General features: G+C 70.4%; 17 protein-coding genes. 13 read left to right on the plus strand and 4 right to left on the minus strand.

What is annotated here, in order from left to right; translation table 11 throughout:
• The first annotated feature begins 104 nt into the window (after window positions 1-104).
• From fadD32 to ABD108_RS17565, 4 genes are all read left to right on the plus strand, one after another.
• Window positions 105-2,015: a long-chain-fatty-acid--AMP ligase FadD32 gene (fadD32, locus tag ABD108_RS17550; protein WP_220656982.1), complete on the plus strand. Its 1,911-nt coding sequence runs from the start codon at window positions 105-107 to the stop codon at window positions 2,013-2,015.
• Window positions 2,016-2,108: 93 nt separating this feature from the next.
• Window positions 2,109-7,226, plus strand: a complete 5,118-nt coding sequence (gene pks13 / locus ABD108_RS17555; RefSeq protein WP_343930951.1) for a polyketide synthase Pks13 — start codon at window positions 2,109-2,111, stop codon at window positions 7,224-7,226.
• Window positions 7,227-7,238: 12 nt separating this feature from the next.
• Entirely contained in the window at window positions 7,239-8,822 is a 1,584-nt protein-coding gene (locus tag ABD108_RS17560; RefSeq protein ID WP_255585579.1) for an acyl-CoA carboxylase subunit beta, read from the plus strand.
• Between the two features lie 2 nt (window positions 8,823-8,824).
• On the plus strand, window positions 8,825-10,174 hold the full coding sequence (locus ABD108_RS17565; RefSeq protein WP_220658502.1) for an FAD-binding oxidoreductase: 1,350 nt from the start codon (window positions 8,825-8,827) through the stop codon (window positions 10,172-10,174).
• 9 nt (window positions 10,175-10,183) lie between these two features.
• On the opposite strand, the gene ABD108_RS17570 is transcribed toward ABD108_RS17565, so the two are convergent.
• The gene (locus ABD108_RS17570; RefSeq protein ID WP_220656980.1) at window positions 10,184-10,669 is read right to left on the minus strand and encodes a GAF domain-containing protein; all 486 of its coding nucleotides are present in this window, start codon (window positions 10,667-10,669) and stop codon (window positions 10,184-10,186) included.
• Between the two features lie 361 nt (window positions 10,670-11,030).
• Between ABD108_RS17570 and ABD108_RS17575 the strand changes: the two genes are divergently transcribed.
• The 3 genes from ABD108_RS17575 to ABD108_RS17585 all read left to right on the plus strand — a co-directional run bounded on the left by ABD108_RS17575 (window position 11,031) and on the right by ABD108_RS17585 (window position 14,330).
• A complete protein-coding gene (locus ABD108_RS17575) occupies window positions 11,031-12,014 on the plus strand; it encodes an alpha/beta hydrolase (protein WP_220656979.1) in 984 nt (327 codons plus the stop codon).
• A 310-nt stretch (window positions 12,015-12,324) separates the two neighbouring features.
• The gene (locus ABD108_RS17580) at window positions 12,325-13,287 is read left to right on the plus strand and encodes an alpha/beta hydrolase (protein ID WP_220656978.1); all 963 of its coding nucleotides are present in this window, start codon (window positions 12,325-12,327) and stop codon (window positions 13,285-13,287) included.
• A gap of 113 nt (window positions 13,288-13,400) precedes the next feature.
• A complete protein-coding gene (locus ABD108_RS17585) occupies window positions 13,401-14,330 on the plus strand; it encodes an HpcH/HpaI aldolase/citrate lyase family protein (RefSeq protein ID WP_220656977.1) in 930 nt (309 codons plus the stop codon).
• Window positions 14,331-14,337: 7 nt separating this feature from the next.
• Here ABD108_RS17585 and ABD108_RS17590 read toward each other — a convergent pair whose 3' ends face one another.
• Entirely contained in the window at window positions 14,338-14,709 is a 372-nt protein-coding gene (locus tag ABD108_RS17590) for a VOC family protein (protein WP_220656976.1), read from the minus strand.
• A gap of 82 nt (window positions 14,710-14,791) precedes the next feature.
• Window positions 14,792-16,471 (minus strand): phosphoenolpyruvate--protein phosphotransferase, encoded by a 1,680-nt coding sequence (gene ptsP / locus ABD108_RS17595; RefSeq protein WP_220656975.1) that lies wholly within the window; start codon window positions 16,469-16,471, stop codon window positions 14,792-14,794.
• Between the two features lie 102 nt (window positions 16,472-16,573).
• On the opposite strand from ptsP, the gene ABD108_RS17600 reads away from it, so the two are divergent.
• The 4 genes from ABD108_RS17600 (at window position 16,574) to ABD108_RS17615 (ending at window position 20,761) form a co-directional block, all read left to right on the plus strand.
• Window positions 16,574-17,344, plus strand: a complete 771-nt coding sequence (locus ABD108_RS17600) for a DeoR/GlpR family DNA-binding transcription regulator (protein WP_220656974.1) — start codon at window positions 16,574-16,576, stop codon at window positions 17,342-17,344.
• Window positions 17,341-18,279: a 1-phosphofructokinase family hexose kinase gene (locus ABD108_RS17605; RefSeq protein WP_220656973.1), complete on the plus strand. Its 939-nt coding sequence runs from the start codon at window positions 17,341-17,343 to the stop codon at window positions 18,277-18,279. The genes ABD108_RS17600 and ABD108_RS17605 overlap by 4 nt, the downstream gene beginning before the upstream one ends.
• A 39-nt stretch (window positions 18,280-18,318) precedes the next feature.
• Window positions 18,319-20,442 carry a PTS fructose transporter subunit IIABC gene (locus tag ABD108_RS17610; RefSeq protein WP_220656972.1) on the plus strand — a complete coding sequence of 708 codons (2,124 nt, stop codon included), beginning with the start codon at window positions 18,319-18,321 and terminating at the stop codon, window positions 20,440-20,442.
• A 61-nt stretch (window positions 20,443-20,503) separates the two neighbouring features.
• Window positions 20,504-20,761 (plus strand): HPr family phosphocarrier protein, encoded by a 258-nt coding sequence (locus ABD108_RS17615; protein WP_220656971.1) that lies wholly within the window; start codon window positions 20,504-20,506, stop codon window positions 20,759-20,761.
• Window positions 20,762-20,828: 67 nt separating this feature from the next.
• On the opposite strand, the gene ABD108_RS17620 is transcribed toward ABD108_RS17615, so the two are convergent.
• Window positions 20,829-21,452 (minus strand): hypothetical protein, encoded by a 624-nt coding sequence (locus tag ABD108_RS17620; RefSeq protein ID WP_220656970.1) that lies wholly within the window; start codon window positions 21,450-21,452, stop codon window positions 20,829-20,831.
• Between the two features lie 106 nt (window positions 21,453-21,558).
• On the opposite strand from ABD108_RS17620, the gene ABD108_RS17625 reads away from it, so the two are divergent.
• Window positions 21,559-22,476 carry a D-isomer specific 2-hydroxyacid dehydrogenase family protein gene (locus ABD108_RS17625; RefSeq protein ID WP_220656969.1) on the plus strand — a complete coding sequence of 306 codons (918 nt, stop codon included), beginning with the start codon at window positions 21,559-21,561 and terminating at the stop codon, window positions 22,474-22,476.
• Window positions 22,476-22,967, plus strand: a complete 492-nt coding sequence (locus tag ABD108_RS17630) for a MarR family winged helix-turn-helix transcriptional regulator (protein ID WP_220656968.1) — start codon at window positions 22,476-22,478, stop codon at window positions 22,965-22,967. The genes ABD108_RS17625 and ABD108_RS17630 overlap by 1 nt, the downstream gene beginning before the upstream one ends.
• The last annotated feature ends 21 nt before the right edge of the window (window positions 22,968-22,988 follow it).

Raw genomic sequence — 22,988 nt, forward strand, 5'->3', positions numbered from 1 at the left:
AAGCACTATGAGGTGGCCCACAGCCCCGCAACGGGGCGTGACCGCCAGGCGATGAACTACCTATGACCGTAGCCACCCCGGGACGGTCTTTCGAGGAGCGATGCATGAACAACGAGTTTGACCAGTTTCTGGACGAAGACGGCAACATCTTCTTCCGCCCCGGAACCACGCTGGTCGACTTCGTGGAGCGCAATGCACGTGAGCGTGCCGACACGCTGGCGTACCGCTTCATCGACTACAGCCGCGAGCGCGACGGTGAGGTCCACGAGCTGACCTGGGCGCAGTTCGGTGCCCGCCTGCGCGCCATCGGCGCCCGCCTGCAGCACATCACCAAGCGTGAGGACCGCGTCGCCATCCTGGCCCCGCAGGGCCTGGACTACGTGACCGCCTTCTTCGGCGCGCTGTACGCCGGCAACATCGCCGTGCCGCTCTTCAGCCCCGACGAGCCCGGCCACACCGATCGCCTGCGCATCGTCCTCGAGGACTGCAAGCCCACCGCGATCCTCACCTCCTCGGGATCCGCCGAGGCCTGCCGCAACTTCTTCCGGCACCTCCCGGCCAAGGAGCGCCCGCGGATCATCGCCGTGGACGCCATCCCGGACTCGGTGGGCTCCACGCTCAAGCCCTTCCCGATCTACCGCGACACCATCGCGTACCTGCAGTACACGTCGGGTTCCACGCGGAACCCGGCCGGTGTGCAGATCACCTACGAGGCCGTCGGCACGAACGTGATCCAGATGATCCACGCGCTGGACCTCAACGAGAACTCCCGCGGCGTCACCTGGCTGCCGATGTTCCACGACATGGGCCTGCTCACCGTGATCCTGCCCGCGCTCGGCGGCAAGTTCATCACGATCATGAGCCCGTCGGCCTTCGTGCGCCGCCCCGGCCGCTGGATCAACGAGCTCGCGGCCGTCGAGGACGGTGCCGAGACCTTCGCCGCGGCCCCGAACTTCGCCTACGAGCACGCCGCCGCCCGCGGCCTGCCCAAGGAGGGCGAGACCCTCGACCTGTCGAACGTCAAGGGCCTGATCAACGGCTCCGAGCCGGTCACCGTCTCGTCGATGAAGAAGTTCAACGACGCCTTCGCGCCGTACGGCCTGTCGCCGAAGGCGATCAAGCCCTGCTACGGCATGGCCGAGGCCACCCTGTTCGTCAGCTCGACCCCCGTCGAGAACGAGGCCCGCGTGGTCTACGTGGACCGCGACAGCCTGGCCGCCGGCACCTTCGTGGTGGCCGACGAGAACGCCGAGGGCGCGGTCCCGCAGGTCTCCTGTGGCGATGTCGCGCTGAGCCAGTGGGCGTGCATCGTCGACCCGGAGACCGGCAAGGAACTGCCCGACGATTCGGTCGGCGAGATCTGGCTGCACGGCATGAACATCGGCTCCGGCTACTGGGAGCGCGCCGAGGAATCGCGCGAGACCTTCCAGAACTACGTGACGCCGCTGTCCGAGGGGACCCACTCCGCGGGCGTGAAGAACCTGGAGAAGGCCCGCTGGCTGCGCACCGGCGACTTCGGCGTGTACCACGACAACGAGCTGTACATCACCGGCCGCGTCAAGGACCTGGTGATCGTGGACGGCCGCAACCACTACCCGCAGGACATCGAGTTCACCGCGCAGGAGTCGGACACCAAGTACATCCGCACGGGCTACCTCGCGGCGTTCTCGGTGCCGGCGAACGAGCTCCCGCAGGCGGTCTTCGAGAACGCGCACTCGGGCCTGACCTACGACCCGAACGACCAGTCCGAGCAGCTGGTGATCGTCGCCGAGCTCGGCGCGGGCGGCGCGAAGCAGGACCAGCAGGCGCTGGCCGACGGCATCCGTTCCGCCGTGGGCGCCGCGCACGGCGTGCTGGCCCGCGACATCCTGCTGGTGCCCGGCGGTTCGCTGCCCCGCACCAGCTCGGGCAAGATCGCCCGGCGCGCGGGCCGCGCCGCCTACATCGACGGCACGCTGCGCGGCGGCTACACGCAGCAGGCGTTCCCCGACGCCGACGCCAACAACGTCAACTAGAACGTTCGCTCCCACCGGGGCGATGACCACAACTGAACCAGACGCGCTCCCGCGACCAACGGGTCTCGACTGCGAAGGGTGATTGAAGAAACCATGGCTGACAACGACAACTCCCTCCCCACCGGTCAGGACGGCCCCACCGGCAAGGCCCGCGAGGACCTCACCGTCGAGGAGCTGCGCGCCTGGATGCGGCAGTGGATCGCGGATGCCACGAAGCAGCCGCTGGAGAACATCACCGACGACAAGTCGCTCGACGAGTTCGGCCTGGGCTCACGCGACGCCGTCTCGATGGCCTCGGACATCGAGGACTTCACCGGTGTGCAGATCACGGCCACCGTGGCCTTCCAGCACCCGACGATCGCTCTGCTGTCCCAGCGCATCATCGACGGCGACCCGGTGGTCTCCGACGACGATCTGGCCGCCGAGGCCGCGCGGTACGACCGCGGCGAGGAGTTCGAGGCGAACCGGGGCACGCACGACGTGGCCGTGGTGGGCCTCGCGACCCGTTTCCCCAAGGCCGGTGAGACCCCGGAGAGCACCTGGGAGTTCCTGATCGGCAACGGTGACGCCACCACCGATCTGCCCGAGGACCGCTGGTCCGAGTTCAAGCAGGACCCGCGCCTGAAGAAGGTGCTCGACGACGCCAATGTCTTCGGCGGCTACCTCGACGATGTGAAGAGCTTCGACGCCGAGTTCTTCCAGATGACCCCGCGCGAGGTCGAGATGGTCGATCCGCAGCAGCGGCTCGCGCTCGAACTCACCTGGGAGGCGCTGGAGCAGGCCAACATTCCGGCCAGTTCGGTCAAGGGCACCCGCACCGGGGTGTGGATGGGCAGCTCCGCCAACGATTACCAGATGCTGGCCGTGGCCGATCCGACCAAGGCCAACCCGTACGCGCTGACCGGCACCTCGACCTCGATCGTGGCGAATCGCGTCTCCTACTTCTACGACTTCCACGGGCCGTCGGTCACCGTGGACACCGCGTGCTCCTCTTCGCTGGTCGCGATCCACCAGGCCATCCGCAGCCTGCGCGAGGGCGAGACCGACATGGCCGTCGCGGGCGGCGTGAACATGCTGATCGTCCCGGCCGCGACGCTGGGCTTCGACAGCATCGGCGCGCAGGCGCCCGACGGCAAGATCAAGGCCTTCAGCTCCGACGCCAACGGCATGATCCGCGCCGAGGGCGGCGGCGTGGTGCTGCTCAAGCGCCTCGCCGACGCCGAGCGCGACGGCGACACCATCCTCGGCGTGCTCGCCGGCTCGGCCGTCACCTCCGACGGCAAGTCCAACGGCATCTTCGCGCCGAACCCCGAGGCGCAGGTGATCAACCTGCGCGACGCCTACATCGACGCCGGCATCGACCCGCGCTCCGTGGACTACCTGGAGGCGCACGGCACCGGCACCATCCTGGGTGATCCGCTCGAGGCCGACGCCATCGGTCGCGTGCTCGGCCGCGGACGCGACGCCGACAAGCCGCTGCTGCTGGGCTCGGCCAAGACCAACTTCGGCCACATGGAAGCCGCCGCCGGCATCGCCGGTGTGGCCAAGGTGCTGCTCGGCATGCAGCACGGCCAGATCCCGGCCTCGCTGCACTACGCCGGCCCCAACCCGTACATCCAGTTCGAGGCCAACCGGATGCTGGTCGCGGCCCGGAACACGGAGTGGCCCAAGTACTCCGGCGCCCGCCTCGCCGGCGTCACCGGTAACGGCTTCGGCGGCACCAACGCCCACGTGGTGGTCAAGGAGTACGTGGCCCCGGAGCCCGCCGAGGCCCCCGAGTCCGACGAGGCCACCACCGCGGTCCCCGACTTCTACGCCGCCACGGTCGAGGGAGCGGCTGTGCCGCTGGTGCTCTCGGGCTACGTCCCGTCGCGCCGCCGGGCCGCCGCCAAGGAGCTGGCCGACTGGCTGGAGACCGACGAGGCCAAGGAGTTCACGCTCGCCGAGATCGGCCGCAGCCTGGCGCACCGCAACCACGGCCGCGTCCGCTCGGTGGTGATGGCCAAGGATCTCGACGAGGCGATCAAGGGCTTCCGCGCCATCGCGGACGGCAAGAACGCCCCGAACGTGCTGTCGGCCAACCAGCCCGACCCCACCGGCCCGGCGTTCATCTTCTCCGGTTTCGGCAGCCATCACCGCAAGATGGCCAAGCAGCTCTACCTCGAGAACCCGGTGTTCAAGCACTACTTCGACGAGGTCAACGAGCTGATCATCGACGAGTCGGGCGACGACTACGCCGATATGATCACCGACGACACCCAGACCTTCCACATCGAGACCGGCCAGGTGGGCATCTTCGCCATCCAGGTCGCGCTGGTGGGCCTGTTTCGCCATCACGGCATCGAACCCGGTGTGGTGCTGCCGCACTCGATGGGTGAGGCCACCGCGGCCTGGCTCACCGGCGGCCTCTCGCTGGAGGACGCCGTGCGCGTCATCTGCAACCGCTCGCGCCTCATGGGCGAGGGCGAAGCCATGCTCCCCGAGGAGATGGAACGCTTCATGGCGCTGGTCGAGTACAGCGCCGACGACATCGACACCGTGCTCGGCGAGTACGAGGGCCTGGAGATCTGCGTCTACGCCGCGCCCACGCACACCGTGATCGGTGGCCCCGGCAAGGTGATCGACAAGATCGTCGAGGAGACCGAGGCCAAGGGCCTGATGGCCCGCAAGCTCGTGACCCGCGGCGCATCCCACACCTCGCAGATGGACCCGCTACTGGGCGAGCTGCAGGCCGAGCTCATGGGCATCGAGCCGCACCCGCTGCAGTACCCGATGTACTCCACCGTGAACAAGGAGGAGTTCTACAAGGCGGGCCACGCCCCCGTGCACGATGTGGACTACTGGATCAAGGGCCTGCGCCACAGCGTCTGGTTCACCCAGGCCGTGGAGAAGGCCGTCGAGGCCGGCTACCGCACCTTCATCGAGTTCTCCCCGAACCCGATCACCCTGATCTCCGTGGCCGCCGTGACCTTCGGCTCCGGCATCCAGGACGCCGCGCTCATCCAGACGCTCAAGCGCAAGGAGGACGAGCCCGGCACCATCATGACCGCGCTGGCGAACGTCTTCGTGCGCGGCCACGATGTGAACGTCGCCTCGCTCTTCGGACCGGGCCGCTACGCCCCGATCCCGCGGACCAAGTTCCAGCGCAAGGAGATCTGGATCCAGACCTCGCTGCCCGACGGCGGCTCGGGCGTGGTGCCCGGCGGCCACGTGGCGCTGCCCGACGGCCGGCACGTGTGGCAGCTCGACGGTGGCGCCCTCACCCTGGGCGACGGCACCGAGATCGGCCTGGTCGAGCTCGCGCGCATGGCGGCCGCCCAGGTGCTCGACGGTGCCGCGGTCACCGCGGCGGTCGAGCACGGTGCGCCCAACGCCGCGTCGACGCTCACCACCACGCTCACCCCGCACCCGGGTGGCGCTTCGATCCAGGTGCACCGCAACGATTCCGGGAGGTTCACCCTCCTGCTCGACGCCGTCGTGGTGGGCGGCGAGGCCTCCGGCACCGCGGCCGCGCCGCTGATCACCAAGGCCGCGCCCGCCGCGGTGGAGGCCGACGACGCGCTCGACGCCGAGCCCGAGATCGCCGTCTCCGAGGAGACCGAGGCGCCCGCCCCCGAGGGCAGCGCCGAGGTGTGGAGCCCGGAGTCCGGCGAGACGGTGGAGCACCGGCTCGGCGTGATCATCGCCGAGACCATGGGATTCGAGATCGAGGACCTGCCCAAGGAGATCCCGCTGATCGACCTGGGCATGGACTCGCTCATCGCGATGCGCATCAAGAACCGCGCCGAGTACGAGTTCGACATCCCGCCGATCCAGATCCAGGCGGTGCGCGACGCCTCCTTCAACGATGTCGTGCAGTTCGTCGAGTACGCCGTCGAGCACCGCGACCAGGTGGACGCGCTGGCCGAACACCAGTCCGGCACCGGCGAACTCGCCGACGCCGCGAAGCTCGCCGAGATGATGCAGGCCGCCAAGGACGAGGCCGCCGCTAAGGCGGCAGCGCCCGCCGAGGCCGCACCCGCCGCGGAGCCGGCCGCACCGTCGGAGCCCGCCCCGGCGGCCGCGGAGCCGAGGTCCGATGCTCCCGACCTGCTCGACGGTGCCGCCGTCGCGGAGGCCGTGGGCGACGGTGTGCCCCCGCGCGATGCCGCGGAGCGCCTGACCTTCGCGACCTACGCGATCGTGGTCGGCAAGTCGCCCGGTGGCGTCTTCAACGAGCTCGACGTGCTCAGCGAGGACGTCGCGGAGAAGCTCACCGCGCGCCTGTCCGAGCGGGCCGGCGGCGAGGTCGACATCGAGGACGTGATCGACTCGAAGAACATCGAGGAGATGGCCACCTACGTGGGCGCCGTGATGAACGACGCCACCCCGGTGGACGGCTTCGTCCGCACGCTCCGCGCCGCGGAGGGCTCGACCCGCAAGCCGCTGTTCCTGTTCCACCCCGCCGGCGGCAACACCACCGCCTACGAGGCGCTGCTGCGCAAGCTGCCGCAGGACCTGCCGGTGTACGGCCTCGAACGCGTCGAGGGCGAGATCGAGGAGCGGGTGCGCGAGTACCTGCCCAAGATCAAGGAGATCCAGCCCGAGGGCCCGTACCGGGTGTCCGGGTGGAGCCTCGGCGGCGCCTTCGCCTACGGCGTGGCCCGCGGCCTGGAGGACGACGGCGCGAAGGTCGAGTACATCGGCTTGCTCGACGTGGTGGCCCCCACCGTTCCGCTCACCGATGAGCCGGACGAGAAGAAGGCCCGCCTGGAGCGCTGGGAGAAGTTCGCGCGCAAGAACTACGACATCGGCGACGAGATCGAGCTGCCGATGGACCGGCTGGTCGCGGCGGACGACGAGGGCCAGTTCCGGATCATCATGGAGCTGGTGCAGCTGTCCGATAAGAAGGTGCCCACCTCGATGATCGAGCACCAGCGCACGTCCTTCATCGACAACCGCGCGCTGCTCAAGGTGAACCCGGCCGATTACGGCCGGTTCGACGGCAAGGTCACGCTGTACCGCGCCGACCGCATGCACGACGGCGCCGTCGAGCTGGAGCCGAACTTCGCCGACATCGCGCCGGACGGCGGCTGGGCACCCGTGGTCGAGGACCTGGAGATCGTGCAGATCGGCGGCGATCACCTGCAGATCATCGACGAGCCGTACATCGGCAAGGTCGCATCGCACATGGCGGGTGAGCTCGATCGAGCCGACGCCGAGCGGTCCTGACGAAGGGATAGGGTGGCAGACGTGACGGACGTTTCGGAGAAGGTCGATACCCCCGACCTGCACACCACCGCGGGCAAGCTCGCGGACCTGCATCGCCGCCTGGAGGCCGCCAAGGACCCGGGCAGCGAGCGGGCCCGGGCCCGCCGCGACGCCAAGGGCCTTCCCAGCGCCCGCCAGCGCATGCACATGCTGTTCGACGAGGGCACCTTCGTCGAGCTGGATCAGCTCGCGAAATCGCCCGGCGACGACAAGATCAAGGACGGCGTCGTCATCGGTTACGGCCTGGTCAACGGCCGCAAGGTCGCTGCCTTCAGCCACGATCAGACGGTGGGCGCCGGCACCGTCGGCGAGATGTTCGGCCGCAAGATGGTCAAGCTCTACGACTTCGCCGCCACCGCCGGCCTGCCCGTGGTGGGCATCAACGATTCGGGCGGCGCCCGGATCCAGGACGCCGCCACGTCCATCGCCTGGTACGCCGAGCTCGGCCGGCACCAGGACGGCCTGTGCGGCCAGGTGCCCCAGATCTCGATGATCCTCGGCACCTGCGTGGGCGGCGCGGTGTACGCGCCCGCCAACACCGATGTGCTGGTGGGCGTCGAGGACAACACCTACATGTTCGTCACCGGCCCCGAGGTGATCCGCCCGACCACGGGCGAGACCACCTCCGCGGAGGACCTCGGTGGCGCCGTCAAGCAGGCCACCTGGGGCAACCTGCACCACGTGGCCAAGGACGAGCAGGCCGCGTTCGATTGGGTCAAGCGCTATCTCGGCTTCATGCCCGATTCGGTGCACCAGCGCCCGCCGCTGGTGAACCCGGGCATCGAGCCGGAGCTCACCGACAGCGATCTCTCGCTGGAGACGATCATCCCGGACGCCGACAACGCGGGCTACGACATCCACGAGGTGATCCTGCGCGTCTTCGACGACGGCGACTTCCTGGAGTACGCCGAGCTGTGGGCCCCGAACATCGTGTGCGGTTTCGCGCGGTCCGACGGCCAGTCCGTGGGCGTGGTTGCGAACCAGCCCATGCACATGGCCGGCACCCTGGACACCCAGGCCTCGGAGAAGGCCGCCCGCTTCGTGCGGCTGTGCAACTCCTTCAACATCCCGCTGGTCTTCCTGGTCGACGTGCCGGGCATCCTGCCGGGCGTCGAGGAGGAGAAGATCGGCACCATCCGCCGGTCGGGCAAGTTCATCTTCAGCTACGTCGAGGCGGCCGTCCCGAAGGTCACCATCATCCTGCGCAAGTCCTACGGCGGCGCGTGGGCCGTGATGGGCTCCAAGCAGCTGGGTGCCGACTTCGTCTTCGCCTGGCCCACGGCGCGCCTGGCCGTGATGGGTGCCGAGGGCGCCGCCGCGATCATCAAGCGGCGTGAGATCGAGGAGGCCGGCGAGAACGGTCCCGCGATCCGTCAGGCCTTCATCGACTTCTACAACCAGTTCATGGCCACGCCGTGGCTGGCGGCCGAGCGCGGCTACATCGACGGCGTGATCGAGCCCAAGGACACCCGCCTGCTGATCCGCAAGTGCCTGCGCCAGCTGCAGGACAAGGAGCTGCAGCGCGTGCCGCGGCGCACCTACCTCATGCCCATGTGACCATGCCCGCGCTGGACTCCTTTCCGCAGATCACCGGGTCGGTGCTCACCGATCCGGATGTCACCGCGGCGTACGCCACCGACCACTGCTCGCCGGTGTTCGGGGCCGTACCGCTGGCCGTGGTGCTCGCGGAGACCACCGAGGACGTGGCCGCTGTGGCCGCGTGGTGCTACGCGCACGACGTGGTGATGGTGCCGCGCGGCGCGGGCAGCGGCCTGGCCGGCGGGGCCAGCGCCATCGAGGGCTGCGTGATCATCTCGCTCGCGAAGATGGACGCGATCCTGGAGATCAACGTCGCCGATCAGTACGCCCGCGCCGAGGCCGGCGTGATCAACGCCCACCTCGACGCCGCGGCGCGCGAGGTGGGGCTGATGTACCCGCCCGACCCGTCGTCGTACGAGATCTGCTCGATCGGCGGCAACGTGGCCACCAACGCCGGTGGCCTGCGGTGCGTGAAGTACGGCGTCACCCGCGAGTACGTCCTCGGGCTCACCGTGGTGCTGCCCGACGGCCGGATCATCAAAACCGGGCGGCGCACCGTCAAGGGCGTCACCGGCTACGACCTGACCCAATTGCTGTGCGGCAGTGAGGGAACCCTCGGGATCGTCACCGAGGTCACCGTGAAGCTGCGGCCCGCGCCGCTGATCGCGCCGACCACGGTCGCGGCCTCGTTCCCGGACGTGGTGAGCGCGGCCTCGGCGGTCGCCGCCGTGGTGGGTACCGGTGTGGTGCCTGCGCTCATGGAGCTGATGGACCGCGGCACCCTCGAATGCGTGGAGGCCATGCGGCCCTTCGGGCTGGAGGACGAGACCCGGGCGATGCTCATCGGGCAGGGGAGCACCCCCGAGGACGCCGCCGTCCTGGCCCGCGAATTCGACGCCGCCGGAGCGCATTACGTGGTGGTCTCCGACGATCCGGCCGAGGCCGCCGAATTGCTGTCGGTGCGCCGCGCCGCGTTCCCGGCCTACGAGCACGCGGGCAACATGTTCTCCGAGGACGTGGGCGTGCCCCGGTCCAAGCTGCCGGAGATGTTCGCCCGGATCGAGGAGATCGCCGCCAAGTACGACGTGGCGATCCCCACCTGCGCGCATGCCGGCGACGGCAACCTGCACCCCACGCTGATCTACCCGCGCGAGCTCACCGAGGTGCCGCAGGCGATCTGGGACGCGGCCGACGAGGTCTTCCAGGCCGCGCTCGATCTGGGCGGCACCCTGACCGGCGAGCACGGAGTGGGCGTCCTCAAGGCCCGCTGGGTGGGCGACGAGCTCTCCGACGACGTGCTGGAGCTGCATCGCGGCATCAAGGCGGTCTGGGACCCGAAGAACCTGCTCAATCCCGGCCGCGGCTTCTAGCGCGCGTCCCTATAGGGAGTCGACGAAGACCGCGGCGATGGCCTCCAGGCCGCGCTGATCGTCGTCGGTGAAGCGGGCGGTCTTCTCGCTGTCGAGGTCGAAGACGCCGATCAGCTCGCCGTCCGCCGAGACCAGTGGCACGACGAGTTCGGAGTTGGTCGCACCGTCGCAGGCGATGTGATCGGCCACGGCGTGCACATCGTCGACCCGCTGCGTCCGCCGCGTGCGGGCCGCGGCGCCGCAGACGCCCCGGTCGAGCGGGATCCGGATACAGGCGGGCAGCCCCTGGAACGGTCCCACCACCAGCTCGGTCCCGTCGTGGAAGTAGAAGCCCACCCAGTTGAGGTCCGGCACCGTCGCCTTGACGAGCGCGGAGAGGTTCGCGGCGTTGGCGATGCGATCGTGCTCGCCGTCGACGAGGGCGCGGGCGAACTGCGCGAGGTCGGCGTAGCGCTCCGCGGGGGAGCCGGACAGTTCGGGTACGGAGAACGACACGCCCTCACGGTACGGGCCTCCGGCGGTGTGGAGCACCCCTGTACCGAGCCTGATTCTGGGCGCAGGCTGAGAGAGTGACGCACTCTGATTCGTGAAGATTCAGGGTCAAAAACAGCCCCTGTCCAGCCCTGACCGGCGACAATCGAGGAACTTGGAGCGCATGTGTAACGACCCGGTCTCGGAGGCCGACTAAGAGTTTGTCAGGAACTGAGATCTGTCATACAGTGCCTGACGAGTACTGCTCCGGCGGGTCGCGTGCGTCACCGGCACGAGTCGTGATAGCGCACCGAGGTCGAGATCGACCGGCCTCCTCGACGGGGAAGACCGCCCACCGGGCGAACGATGAGGAAGAGAGTCTCGAATGCGTATGCGCAACGGCTGGGCCAAGCGGGCCACTGCCGCCGCGATCACCGTGGCTGCCATTCCGGCCCTGGCGGGCGGTATCGGTACCACCGGCGCCGCGAACGCCTGGGGTCCGGGCAACGACAAGAACCCGCCGAAGGGCTTCAAGCAGGCCTTCGTCAACGGTGCCGGCATGCCCAACGTCAAGGTTCGTACCTGGGCGTCGACCACCACCGACCCCAAGAAGGCCCCCACCGTCGTGCTGCTCGACGGTCTGCGCGCCACCTGGGACGTCTCGGGCTGGGAGCGCGACTCCAACGTGGCCTTCCTGTCGCAGAAGGGCATCAATGTCGTCATGCCCGTCGGCGGCACCTCCAGCTGGTACACCGACTGGCAGGCCCCGTCGTCGACGAACCGTCAGCCGTACCGCTACACCTGGGCCTCGTTCCTCAAGACCAGCCTGCCGCAGTACATCCGCAGCCTCGGCTTCAGCGATAACGTCTCGCTGGTCGGCCTGTCGATGTCGGGCAGCGCCGCGCTGATCAACACCATCGAGTCGAACGGTTACTACAAGCGTGCCGCGTCGCTCTCGGGCCTGGTGAACATCTCGGCGCCCGGCATCCCGATCGCCGTGGGCATCGCCTCGCTCGATTCGAGCGGCTACAACGCAGGCCTCGACATGTGGGGCGGTCCGCTGGACTCGCGCTGGGCCAAGAACGACCCGACCGTTCAGGTGGGCCGGTTCAAGAACGTGCCGCTGTGGATCTCCGCGGGCAACGGCGTCTTCGGCAAGTACACGCCGAACCCGGGCCCGGCCGACGTGATCCAGGGTGTGCCGCTGGAGTGGCTGGCGCTGTCGCAGGCCCGCTCCTTCGAGGGCGCCACCAAGCGTGCCGGCCTCACCAAGACTCACTTCGATTTCCCGCCTGCCGGAACCCACACGTGGGGCTACTGGCAGGATCAGGTGTGGCAGATGCAGCGCACCGGCTGGTTCTCGAAGTAAAACCTCTGTCGGAGGCGATGATCATCGAGTACACACCGCGGCCCGGCTCCACGAGCAGGGCCGCGGTGTCGTATTGTGATGTAGACGACCTTTCCTGAGAAAACAGGGAGGGTGCGTAACACCAGGTCCTGTGAAGACGATGAGATTCAGGGACGGTGTCACCCGTGTGACTCATGTGAAACATGTGACATGTGTGACGATTGATGTTAGAGTGAAAGCTGTGACGAGTCTTGGTCGCTTGCGACCGCCGTCCGGTCCACAAGCGAACAGTGCGCGGACGCGCGAGAACGAGAAACGAGAGAGGTCAGCTATGCGAGCAGCCTGGGGTAAGCGAGCAGGTGCGGCGGCCATCACGGTCGCAATGGTGCCGGCCCTCGCCGGTATGGGCGCAGGTGTTGCCGGGGCTTGGGGCCCGGGTAGCGCCAAGAACCCGCCGAAGGGCTTCAAGTCCGAGCGTGTGAACGGCGCGGGAATGCCGGACGTCCTCGTCCGCTCCTGGGCGTCGACCACCACGGATCCGGCCAAGGCGCCCACCGTGGTCCTCCTGGACGGCCTGCGCGCCACTCAGGATGTCTCCGGCTGGGAGCGCGACTCCAACGTCGCCTTCCTGTCGACCAAGGGCGTCAACGTCGTCATGCCCGTGGGCGGTACCGCCAGCTTCTACACGAACTGGGCGAACGTCTCGAAGCAGGGCAACGGCACCTACCGGCCGACCTGGGGCACGTTCCTGGCCACCAGCCTGCCGTCGTACATCAAGTCGCGTGGCTTCTCCAGCAACCTGTCGATCATCGGTCTCTCGATGGGCGGCGGCGCTGCGCTGATCACCGCGGCGAACAACCCCGGCGTGTACAAGCGCGCCGCGGCTCTGTCGGGCTTCCTGAACACCTCGGCCCCGGGCATGCCCGTCGCCGTGGGTGTCGCCATGCTCGACGCCGGTGGCTACAACGTCCTCGACATGTGGGGCGGCCCGTTCGACGCGAACTGGGACAAGAACGATCCCACCAAGCAGGCCGCGCGCCTGAAGGGCATCCCCGTGTGGGTCACCGCCTCGACCGGTGAGCCGGGCAAGTACACCCCGAACCCGAGCCCCGCGGACATCGTCCAGGGCGTGCCGCTGGAGATCCTGGCCAAGTCGCAGTCGGAGGCCTTCAAGGCCGCGGCCGACAAGGCCGGCGTGCAGGGCCACTACGACTTCTCGGCAGTGGGCACCCACACGTGGGGCTACTGGCAGGACCAGGTGTGGCAGATGCAGCGGACCGGCTGGTTCGGCTGATCACCACGCTGAAATAGCACTCGCAACGAAGGCCCCGGGCACCCGCCCGGGGCCTTCGGGCGTATCGGTACTGTGTCTGACGAGCCCACACGAGAAACCCGAGGTGCAGAAACATGGCCCCGCCGACCCCCACGCCCGAGGGCGACGAGCCGATCGGATTCCGCATCGACCCCGTCCTCGCCCGCAGCTGGCTGCTCGTCAACGCGGCGCAGCCCGAGCGGTTCGACGCGGCAGCGCGCTCGCGCACCGACATCGTGGTCCTCGACATCGAGGACGCAGTGGCGCCGAAGGACAAGGTGGCGGCCCGCAACAACGTGGTCGAGTGGTTGAACACCGAGCACGACGGTGCGCCCAACAACGGCTGGGTGCGGGTGAACGGCTTCGGCACGCAGTGGTGGGCCGACGATCTCGAGGCGCTGCGCGGCGCCAAGCACCTCGGCGGCATCATGCTGGCCATGGTCGAGTCGATGGACCACGTGACGGAGACCGCCAAGCGGCTCCCCGACACCCTCATCGTGGCGCTGGTGGAGACCGCCCGCGGCCTGGAGCGGATCAGCGAGATCGCCTCGGCGAAGGGCACCTTCCGGCTGGCCTTCGGCATCGGCGACTTCCGCCGCGACACCGGCTTCGGTGGCGACCCGACGACACTGGCCTACGCGCGGTCGCGGTTCACCATCGCCGCCAAGGCGGCGCACCTGCCGGGCGCGATCGACGGCCCGACCGTCGGCTCGAAGGGGCTGCTGCTCAGCGAGGCCACGGCGGTTTCCGCCGAGTTCGGCATGACCGGCAAGATCTGCCTCACCCCGGACCAGTGCCACCCCGTGAACGAGGGACTGAGCCCGTCGCAGGAGGACATCCGCTGGTCCCGCGAGTTCTTCGCCGAGTTCGATCGCGACGGCGGCGAGATCCGCAACGGCTCCGATCTACCGCGCATCGCCCGGGCCACGAAGATCCTCGACCTGGCCCGCGCCTACGGCATCGAGGCGGCCGAGGGACTCGACGGCGAACACGCGCCGGCCCCGTCGGACACCTTCCACTACTGATCGCGCGTCACGAGGCGGTGTGGCACACCGCCTCCACGTTGTTCCCGTCCGGATCGCGGACGAAGGCGCCGTAGTAGCCCGGGTGGTATTCGGGCCACATCCGCGGCGCGTGCAGCGATTCGGCGCCGAGCTCGAGCGCGGCGCGGTAGAAGGCGTCCACCGTGGCCGCATCGGCCGCGCTGAAGGCCACGTGCATCTCGCGGTTCGGGCCGGAGGCGACCTCGCCGCCGGAGATCCAGAAGTCGGGCTGCTCGGTGCCGTAGCCCACGGCCACGTCGAAGTCCATCAGCCGGCGCGCGCCGAGGGTGGCGAGCACCCCGTCGTAGAAGCGCTTCGCGGCGTCCAGATCTGCGCAGTTGATGCCGAAGTGGTCGATCATGGTCGATCCCGTCGTCGTCGGGGCGCCCGCTGCGGCCCCGTCGTCAACGGTCTACCACCGGGCCCCGACAACCGGCGCCGAATCAGCCGAGTGCGCGGCGCACCGCCTCGCGGGCGCCCTGCGGATCGGCGGCGGCGACCGCCGCCTCGGCGGCCCACCGGCACTGCTGCAGGGTGACGGCGCCGACCCGCGCGCCGACCGCGGCGGCGGCGCCCGCGGCGCAGGACAGCGAGCTCACACCGAGGCCCACCAGCACGCAGGCCAGCAGCGGATCGGCCGCGGCCTCACCGCACACCCCCACGGGCTTCCCGGCCGCGGCCCCGGCCTCGGCGGTGATCTTGATCAGTCGCAGCACGGCGGGCTGCCACGGGTCGGTGAGCGCCGCGAGTTCCGAGCTCATCCGGTCGGCGGCCATGGCGTACTGGGTGAGGTCGTTGGTGCCGATCGAGACGAAATCCACTTCGGCCACAACGCTGTCCGCGCACAGGGCCGCCGCGGGCACCTCGATCATCACGCCCGGCGTCAGGGAGCGCGCGCGGCACTGCGCGGCGAAGGAGCGGGCCTCCGCCGCGGTCGCGATCATCGGCGCCATCACCCAGGGCGAGGCCTCGGCGCCGTCGGCCGCGGCGGCGATGGCGTCGAGCTGGCGTTCCAACAGCCCCGGATCGCCCTCGGCGATGCGGATTCCGCGCACGCCGAGGGCCGGATTGTCTTCGTGCGCATGGTCGACGAACTTGAGCGGCTTATCGGAGCCCGCGTCCAGGGTGCGGATCACCACCTTGCCGCCGGGGAAGGCGTCGATCACCTCGCGGTAGAGGGCCGCCTGCTCCGCGACGGCGGGCTCATCGGCCCGGTTCAGGAAGGCCAGCTCGGTGCGGAACAGTCCCACGCCCTCCACCTGCCGCTCGGCGGCGGTCCGCGCGCTCGCACCGTCCTGCACGTTCGCCAGGATCGCCACCGGCGCACCGTCGGACGTGCGACCGGGCCCGCGCCACCGCGCGACCTCGGTGGCGATCCGCTGCGCCTCGGCCACCCGGGACTCGGCCTCCGCGGCCGGGGGTTCGACGGTGACCGTGCCCTCTCCGCCGTCGAGCAGCACCGGGGTCCCGGCGTCCACGGTGCCGGCCTGCGTGAGCCCGACGATGCACGGAATCCCCAACTGCCGCGCGATGATCGCGGTGTGGCTGGTGGGCCCGCCGAGCCGGGTGCCGATGCCCACGATGAGAGCGGGATCGAGCCCGGCGGTGTCGGCCGGGGCGAGGTCGTCGGCCAGCAGGATCGACGGTGCCGTGGGCACGGGGACGCCCGGCTCCGGGCGGCCGAGCAGCTCGGCGAGCACCCGATCGCGGACGTCGCGCAGATCCGTCACGCGCTCGGCCATGAGTCCACCGAGCTTGGTGAACATGTCGGCGAACTGCTCCGTGGCCGCCGCCACGGCACCCTCCGCGGGGGAGCCGGACCGGATGAGCTTCTCCGCGGTGCCGATCCACGCCTTGTCCGAGGCCAGGCCGGCGGTCGCCGCGAGTACCTCGGACGCCGCGCCGGTGGCCTGCGAGGCGCGCTCGCGCAGCCGCCCCGCCACCGCGAGCGCCGCCGTGGAGAACCGGGCGGCCTCCGCCTCGCGCTCGGCTTCGGGCAGGTCAGGACCCGTGGCCGGGAGCTCCGGGCGTTCCCCGGGCCACATCACGGGCGCGTACGCCACACCGGGCACGACAGGGGTGCCGGTGAGCACGGTGGCGACGATCGACTGCTGCGAACTCATGTGACCCAGATTACGAAATCTGCTTGACTTGTCAACACAAACAGGCGTAAAAACAGAAAAATCAAATCAAAACCAACACGGTCAAACGAACTCGGAGGCGGGATGTACGCGGAGGAACGGCAGCGCGCGATCGGCGATCTGGTCGCCGCCCGCGGGCGGGCGTCGGTCGCCGAGCTGGCCGAACGCTACGACGTGACCCCCGAGACGGTCCGCCGCGATCTGGACGTGCTGGAGCGGCTCGGCGGTGTCCGGCGCGTGCACGGCGGCGTGGTCGCCGCCGGGGTGCTGGCCGGTGCGGAATCCGGCGTCGGCGAGCGGGAGGCCCTCGGCGCGGATGCCAAGCGCGCGATCGGGGAGGCCGCGCAGCGGTACCTACCGCCGGCGGGCGGATCCGTGCTCTTCGACGCGGGCACCACCACCATCGCCGCCGCCCGCGAGGTACCCGTTGGACAGCGGCTCACGGCGATCACCAATTCGCTCCCCGTGGCCTCCGCTCTGGCGGGGCGCGACGGCGTCGCGCTGCACATGCTCGGCGGCCGGATCCGCGGGCTCACCCAGGCGGCGGTGGGATCGGGGACGGTGGCCGAGATCGGCCTGCTGCACGCCGATGTCGCCTTCCTCGGGACCAACGGCATCGGTGCCCACCGCGGCCTGTCGACCCCCGATGCCGACGAGGCCGCGGTGAAGACCGCGCTGATCCGCGCCGCCGACTTCGTGGTGCTGCTCGCCGATTCCTCCAAGTTCGACCACGAGAGCCTGGTCGCCTTCGGTGGTCTCGGCGAGATCGACGTCCTGATCGCCGATGCGGCGCCCACCGGCGCGCTCGCGACGGCGCTGGCGGATCACGGTGTGGACGTGGTGGTGGCGCAGTGATCGTCACCGTGACCGCCAACCCCAGCCTGGACCGGCTCGTGGCGCTCGGCGCACCCCTGGAGCGCGGCGCCGTACAGCGCGCGCGATCGTCCTCGGTGGACCCGGGCGGCAAGGGCGTCAACGTCTCCCGCGTGCTGCACGCGGCCGACGCACAGACCCTGGCGGTGCTCCCGGCGGACGCCGGCGACCCGCTGCTGACCGCCCTCGACCGGATCGGCGTGCCCGCCCGCGCGGTCCCCGCCGGACACGAGGTGCGCAGCAACGTGACCGTGGCGGAGCCGGACGGCACCACCACCAAACTCAACGCACCCGGCGCGGCGCTCGACCCCGGCCTGGTCGCCGGGCTCGAAGACGCGGTCGTCGCCGCGGCCACGGGTGCCTCCTGGCTCGCGCTCTGCGGTTCGCTGCCGCCCGGACTGCCCGACGACTGGTACGCCCGGATCGCCCGCCGCATCGCGAGCGGTCCGCGGATCGCGGTCGACACCTCCGGCGCCGCCCTCGCCGCGGCCGTGGGTGCGGGAGTGCACCTGCTCAAGCCCAACGCCGAGGAGCTCGGTGAGCTGGTGGGAGCCGACGGCGCCGAACTCGAGAAATTCGCCGCAGCAGGTGATCTCGGGCCGGTGCGGGCCGCCGCCGAGCGCCTCCACCGCACGTCCGGCGCGGCGGTCCTCGCCACGCTGGGTGGTGCCGGCGCACTTCTTATCGACGACGGTGCCTGGCACGCCATCCCGCCGCGGACCGTGGTGCGCAGCACCGTCGGCGCCGGCGACAGTTCGCTCGCCGGGTACCTGCTCGCGGACGAGCGCGGCGCTTCCGCGCCGGACCGGCTCCGGCTCGCCGTGGCCTACGGCTCCGCCGCCGCCGCACTGCCGGGCACCCAGGCGCCCCGACCGGATCAGCTCGCCACCGCCGATGTGCACGTGCGCGCCCTGTAGACCTCCCCGCACCACCCCGTCGTAGAACCGGAGTTCCCCATGACCCAGCCGACCGAGCAGATCATCACGCCCGCCCTCGTGGCGCTCGATGTCGCGGCCGGACCCGAGAAGACCGATGTGATCGGCTATCTCGCGCACCGCATCGCCGACGCCGGCCGCGCCGACGACGCCGCAGGGCTGATCGAGGCGGCACTCGCCCGCGAAGAGCAGTCCGCCACCGGGCTGCCCGGCGGGATCGCCATCCCGCACTGCCGCAGCGCGTCCGTGACCGCGGCGAGCCTCGCCTTCGCCCGGCTCGACCCCCGCGTCGACTTCGGTGCGCCGGACGCCCCGGCCGATCTCGTCTTCCTCATCGCCGCCCCGGAATCCGGCGGCGCCCAGCACATGAAGCTGCTCAGCGCGCTCGCTCGGTCCCTCGTGCGGCCCGACTTCGTGGCCGCGCTCCGGGCCGCCCGCACGCCCGACGAGGTGGTCGCCCTCGTCCAGGAGGCGATCACGCCGAAGACGAAGGCGGAGACCGCGGCAGGACCGAAGACGGAGACCGCGCCGGAGCCGAAGGCGGCCGCAGCGGCGCAGGACCCGGGCGCGGCCGCACCGGCGGCTCCGGCCACCCCCGCGCCCGCCACCCCCGCCGCCGGTATCGCGGAGAAGCCCTCGATCGTGGCGATCACCGCCTGCCCCACCGGGATCGCCCACACCTACATGGCCGCCGACGCGCTCCAGCTGGCCGCCGACCGGGCCGGAGTGCAGCTCACCGTCGAGACGCAGGGGTCGTCCGGGTCGACGCCGCTGCCCGCGGACACGATCGCCCGGGCCGGGGCCGTCATCTTCGCCACCGATGTGGGCGTCAAGGGCCGCGACCGATTCGCGGGCAAGCCCGTGATCTCCTCGGGCGTCAAGCGCGGGATCAACGAGCCCGACGCGATGATCGCCGAGGCGGTGGCCGCCGCCTCCGATCCGCACGCCGCCACCGTCGACGGCGATCCCGCGGCGGCGCAGGCGGAAGCGGCGCCGGGCGTCGGCATCGGCGGTCGGCTCAAGCAGGCCCTGCTCACCGGCGTGAGCTACATGATCCCGTTCGTCGCCGCGGGCGGCCTGCTGATCGCGCTCGGCTTCCTCATCTCCGGTGGCTACGAGATCGGTCTCAGCACGAAATCGGAGGGCATGTCGGACGGCGCCTTCTACGCGCTCAACAACTCGCTGTGGAACCTCCCGGACGGCGGGCTCCGGCAGTACCTCGGGGCGGTGAGCTTCGCGATCGGTCAGGCCGCGATGGGGCTGATGGTGCCGGTGCTCGCCGGGTACATCGCCTACGCCATCGCCGATCGTCCCGGGCTGGCCCCCGGTTTCGTCTCCGGCGTGCTCGCGGGCACGGTGGGCGCGGGTTTCATCGGCGGCGTGGTCGGCGGCCTCCTCGCCGGCGTCGTCGCGCTGTGGCTCTCGCGGATCCCGCTGCCGCAGTGGGCCCGCGGACTGCAACCGGTGGTGATCATCCCGCTGCTCGGCACGCTCATCACCGGTGGGCTGATGTACATGATCCTGGCCGGACCGCTGCGCTGGGTGAACGAGGAGATGACCAGCGCCCTGAACGGGATGAGCGGCAGCTCGAAGATCGCCCTCGGTGCCGTGATCGGCCTCATGATGTGCTTCGACCTGGGCGGCCCGGTGAACAAGGCCGCGTACGCCTTCGGTGTGGCCGGCCTGGGCAGTGCCGGCGCAGGCCTCGCGCAGTGGGAGATCATGGCCGCGGTGATGGCGGCCGGCATGGTGCCGCCGCTCGCGCTCGCCGCCGCCACCTTCCTGCGCCCCGGCCTGTTCACGGCTCCCGAACGGGAGAACGGCAAGGCGGCGATCCCGCTGGGCCTGTGCTTCATCTCCGAGGGCGCCATTCCGTTCGCCGCCGCCGATCCGCTGCGGGTGATCCCGTCCATGATGCTCGGTGGTGCCGTGACCGGTGGACTGTCGATGGCGCTCAGCGCCCAGCTGCGTGCGCCCCACGGCGGTGTCTTCGTGATGTTCGCGACCAACGGCACCTGGTGGAAGTTCCTGATCGCGCTCGCGGCCGGCGTGGTGGTCAGCGCCGTCGCGGTGGTGGCCGCCAAAACCCTGTGGCGCCGCGCCGCTCCGGCCGATTCGCCGCAGCCCTCCCTCGCCGCCGCGTAATACTTGTTCCGACTCCGGAGGCGACCCGCCGCCGGCCGTACCCACCCACGAGGAGAGTTCCATGCCCAGCACCACCGTCACCGTCGGATCGGCCGTCGGCCTGCACGCGCGCCCGGCCGCCGTGATCGCGAACGCGGTCAATGAATCCGGACACGACGTGACCCTGTCCGTGGCCGGGGGCGACCCGGTGGACGCCGGATCGGCGCTGATGATCATGACGCTCGGTGCGGAGCAGGGCGTCGAGGTCACCGTCGAGTCGGACGATCAGGCCACGGTCGATGCGATCTCCGCGCTCATCGTGCAGGATCTCGACGCGTAGTCCGTACGGACTCGCGCGGACGAGCGAAGGGGCGGCCGGTGTTCCGGCCGCCCCTTCGTCGTCTCGTTCAGGACGCGGGCGTGATGCAGTAGCTCACGCGCTGCGGCGCCGGGTAGTTCAGGGCGGCGGACCCGCGGCAGTTCAGCGGGCCGCCGGAGGCGCGCTCGGTCACCCGGACCACGTTCGCCGCGCCGCCACCGAGGGCCGTCGGGCACGCGATGGGCCGGATGTCGGTGGTGGCGGCCTGATCGGGCCGCACCTGGTAGCAGTTCCCCAGTGTGAGGTTGGGGACCACGCACAGGGTGGCGCCGTCGGACTCGACCCGGGCGTAGCTGGGCAGCGAGCAGGCGGTCTTCGCGGCCACCTTCTCGGCCACGGAGAAGGTCATCCCGCCGCCCTCGCACCCGGCCCGGTTCGCCGTGCCGTCCGCCACCGAGACGCAATCGCCCACCTCGACGGCGTTGACGTTCGTGACCTCGGGATTCGAGGGCTTCACGCCGAGCAGCAGGACGGCCGCCCCGACGATCACGACGGCGATCACGCCCGAGTAGACGACGGAGGTCAGTACGCGCCAGCCGGTGGTGGGCCGGGCCGCGTCGATGCTGGTGCGCAGCCGGCCCGCCGTCGCGTCGTAGCGACGGCGGAGCGCCGCGAGGCGGGGCTGCGCGTGCTCGAGGATCTGGGTGGCCATAGTCTCAATCTTAACTTGAGACTCACTGAATAACACAAGCCCCATCTTTCACAGCGTTTCGCCGGGGTCGGGAGCGGCGCGGACCGCCGCTGTCTAGGCTTTGCTCATGCCACAGGACGGACCCGTCATCGCTGTAGGCCCGAACCCCGATCCGGAGTTCGACGCCGCCATCACCCGGGGAGGCGGCGTACCCGGCCCGCTGCGGAACGCGGAGGGGCTGGTGTGGATCGACTCCACCTCGGTCCCCACCGACATCCCCGCCTCGATCCGGTGGGTGCAGCTGCCCTTCGCCGGCATCGAGAACTTCGTGGATTCGGGCCTGTTGCAGAAGTATCCCGACATCACCTTCACCTCCGCGGCGGGCGCCTACAGCACCACCGTCGCCGAGCACGCGCTCACCCTGCTGCTCGCGGGCGTCCGCGGGCTCTGGCACCGCGAGACCACGTGGGACCCGAAGAACGCCGCGCCCCGCGTGGGGCTGCTGGGCGGGTCGACGGTGGCCATCGTGGGCGCCGGCGGCATCGGCCGGGATCTCGCGCCGCAGCTGCGGGCCCTGGGTGTGAACGTGATCGCCGTCAACCGGTCCGGCACCGATGTGACCGGCGCCGTCGTGGTCACCGCGGACCGGCTCGACGAGGTCTGGTCGCAGGTGGACCACGTGGTGCTCGCCGCGCCCGCGACCGCCGAGACCAAGTCGCTCGTGAATGCGGACGTGCTGGCGCAGCTCAAACCGCACTCCTGGGTGATCAACGTGGCGCGTGGCGCGCTGATCGACACCGATGCCCTGGTCGCGGCCCTGAAGAAGGGCGCCATCGGCGGCGTCGGCCTGGACGTGACCGATCCGGAACCGCTGCCCGCGGACCACCCCCTGTGGTCGATCCCGAACGCGATCATCACGCCGCACGTCGCGAACCCGCCGCAGCACCTGCGTCCCGCGCTGCTCGAGCGGGTGGAGGTCAACGTGCGGCGGTTCGCGAACGATATGGAACCGCTCGCCGTGATCGACCGCTCGAAGGGCTACTGATGCCGGAGGGCGAGGTCGGCGGAGGCGACTCCCGCTCGCCCGACGACATCGACCTCATCATCCGAGGCATGGTCGGCTTCGCCAAGCGCATTCGCAGCGAGGCCCGGTTCCTGCACTCGGAGGTCTCGTACGTCGATTTCACGCTGCTCTTCGTGCTGAACGAGACGCCGGGCCTGCGCGCGGTCGATCTCGCCGAGGCCGTCTCGATCGACAAGTCGACGGCCAGCCGCCAGCTCGCGAGTCTGGAACGACGGGGCCTGATCCGCCGCGATGCGGACCCGGCCAGCCCCCGGTCCCGGTCGCTGCGGCTCACCGACCGCGCCCAGGAGGTGCTCGCCGATACCGACCGCGAGTGGCGGCGGCGGATCGCGGAACGGACGGCCGACTGGCCCGTCGAGGACGTACGCGCCTTCGCGACCCTCATCGATCGGTACATGGCCACCGAACTGCCCGGAGACGCACCGGATCCCGGCTCCGCCGGCCCGGAGTGACGCAGGTCACCAACCTACTGG

It is taken from the genome of Tsukamurella strandjordii (assembly GCF_039525985.1).
Lineage (GTDB): Bacteria > Actinomycetota > Actinomycetes > Mycobacteriales > Mycobacteriaceae > Tsukamurella > Tsukamurella strandjordii.

Bases quoted from the DNA above. Each gene is read 5' to 3' on its own strand.
- fadD32 (WP_220656982.1), top strand. From the start codon at position 105: ATGAACAACGAGTTTGACCAGTTTCTGGACGAAGACGGCAACATCTTC.
- pks13 (WP_343930951.1), top strand. From the start codon at position 2,109: ATGGCTGACAACGACAACTCCCTCCCCACCGGTCAGGACGGCCCCACC.
- ABD108_RS17565 (WP_220658502.1), top strand. From the start codon at position 8,825: ATGCCCGCGCTGGACTCCTTTCCGCAGATCACCGGGTCGGTGCTCACC.
- ABD108_RS17575 (WP_220656979.1), top strand. From the start codon at position 11,031: ATGCGTATGCGCAACGGCTGGGCCAAGCGGGCCACTGCCGCCGCGATC.
- ABD108_RS17580 (WP_220656978.1), top strand. From the start codon at position 12,325: ATGCGAGCAGCCTGGGGTAAGCGAGCAGGTGCGGCGGCCATCACGGTC.
- ABD108_RS17585 (WP_220656977.1), top strand. From the start codon at position 13,401: ATGGCCCCGCCGACCCCCACGCCCGAGGGCGACGAGCCGATCGGATTC.
- ABD108_RS17590 (WP_220656976.1), bottom strand. From the start codon at position 14,709: ATGATCGACCACTTCGGCATCAACTGCGCAGATCTGGACGCCGCGAAG.
- ptsP (WP_220656975.1), bottom strand. From the start codon at position 16,471: ATGAGTTCGCAGCAGTCGATCGTCGCCACCGTGCTCACCGGCACCCCT.
- ABD108_RS17600 (WP_220656974.1), top strand. From the start codon at position 16,574: ATGTACGCGGAGGAACGGCAGCGCGCGATCGGCGATCTGGTCGCCGCC.
- ABD108_RS17610 (WP_220656972.1), top strand. From the start codon at position 18,319: ATGACCCAGCCGACCGAGCAGATCATCACGCCCGCCCTCGTGGCGCTC.
- ABD108_RS17615 (WP_220656971.1), top strand. From the start codon at position 20,504: ATGCCCAGCACCACCGTCACCGTCGGATCGGCCGTCGGCCTGCACGCG.
- ABD108_RS17620 (WP_220656970.1), bottom strand. From the start codon at position 21,452: ATGGCCACCCAGATCCTCGAGCACGCGCAGCCCCGCCTCGCGGCGCTC.
- ABD108_RS17625 (WP_220656969.1), top strand. From the start codon at position 21,559: ATGCCACAGGACGGACCCGTCATCGCTGTAGGCCCGAACCCCGATCCG.
- ABD108_RS17630 (WP_220656968.1), top strand. From the start codon at position 22,476: ATGCCGGAGGGCGAGGTCGGCGGAGGCGACTCCCGCTCGCCCGACGAC.